General features: G+C 64.8%; 1 protein-coding gene and 1 pseudogene. One reads left to right on the top strand and one right to left on the bottom strand.

The features are described from left to right. Positions 1-285 (top strand): annotated as a pseudogene (locus A5764_RS28965) (DUF302 domain-containing protein); the annotation flags it as partial. A gap of 51 nt (positions 286-336) precedes the next feature. On the opposite strand, the gene A5764_RS21450 reads toward A5764_RS28965, so the two are convergent. Next, positions 337-1,317, bottom strand: a complete 981-nt coding sequence (locus tag A5764_RS21450) for a helix-turn-helix domain-containing protein (protein WP_156664796.1) — start codon at positions 1,315-1,317, stop codon at positions 337-339. Between the last annotated feature and the right edge of the window lie 207 nt (positions 1,318-1,524).

Genomic DNA, 1,524 nt, shown 5'->3' with positions numbered 1-1,524 from the left:
ACCCCGGCGGTGGAGTACCTGCTGGGCAACCCCGTCGTGGCCGAGCAGATGTTCCGCCGCTCCTCCCTGGCTCTGCTGTACGCGCCGCTGCGCATCCTCGTCCACAGTGATGCCGGCGGCGACGCTATTTTCACCCTCGACCAGCCCAGCACCGTGTTCGCCAGCCTGAACGATCCCGCAGTCACAGACGTGGGCCGCGAACTGGACCGCAAGGTGGCCCACCTGCTGACGGTCGTCGGCGTCGACGCCGCAGCGGCGTTCGTCGACGACGGTCCGACGCAGTGACCGCCGAGGCCGCAATGAGTGCTAAATGCCGGGCCGACGACCACGAGGTGGCTAGGTGCGAGTCCTGCCGCCCTCGGCGCCCGCACGCAGGTCCCGCCACTCGCGAGGCGACATCCCATAAGCGGTGCGGAACATCCGCGCAAAGCTCGATGGGTCGCCGAATCCCCACCGCCGAGCAATCGAGGCGATCGATGCCGTCCGTGCAACGGGCTCGGCCAAGTCGCGCCGGCACGCGTTCAGCCTTTCGGTGCGGATCCAATCACCTAGGCCGATCTGCGCCGTCGCGAGCACCTTGTAGAGCTGGCGCACCGAGATGTGATGTTCCGATGCCACCTGCGCCGCAGTGAGATTCGGCTCATGCAAGTGGGCGCGCAGGTATTCGATGATCCGCAACTGCAGCGTTGCGTGCATGGCTTCACGGCCGAGCTCGGTGGCGTCGATGTGCGTGGCCAAAAGGGCGCGCACCAGGTCGATGCTGGCCTGCGCCACCGGCTCCGTGTCAGTGCGCTCGAAGATGTCACACCGCGTCCCCAATCGCTGCAGATAGGTAGCCGTCAGATCGGTGACTGGATGCTGCGGACTCAACGTGACCGCACACAACTGACGAATCATGTTGTGCGGCAGAGCAAGGCGGTCGATCGGCACCCGGAAGTAGTGGTGGCGAATCCCGTCGGGATCGAACAGGGTGTATGGAGCGGTGGTGTCCCACAACACCAGCTGCCCCGGACGCAACAACGCCTCACGACCGTGCTGGACCACGACGCTAGTGCCCGACGGCTGCACCCCCAGGAACACGCACGGGCGCATGTCGTCGCGGGCCTGCGTCGGTGTCCGCTCCACCTTCAACGCGTTGGAGTGAACGGAGAACTTCTGCAAATCACCCAACTCGTAGATGGTGCCCGCGGCGGTGACCGGCGATCCCTCGGTGAACGCGATGTCGACCGCCACCACGGTCTCGTGCGTCACCTGGGTCAACGCTTCGGCGCGGCCACTGAGCGGCATTCGGCGGGTGTCGACAGTGACATAAGACACGTTTACCTCGACAGAAATCTGAACCGATCGGTTGTATTTGATTCTGAACTGATCGGTTAATTAAGTCAAACGGAGAGCTAGGATCGGCTAGTGACGGTCGGGCGGCGCAGACAATTCGACGAGCACGCCACTGTGCGCGCCGCGCGCGACCTGCTCTGGGAGAAGGGCTATGCCTCCACCTCCCTCACCGACCTGGAGTCGGCGACC

Origin of the sequence: Mycobacterium sp. 852002-51057_SCH5723018 (assembly GCF_001667035.1) — a bacterium.
Lineage (GTDB): Bacteria > Actinomycetota > Actinomycetes > Mycobacteriales > Mycobacteriaceae > Mycobacterium.
The sequence above is the reverse complement of the archived record's forward strand: the minus strand, read 5'-3'. Positions and strand labels throughout refer to the sequence as shown.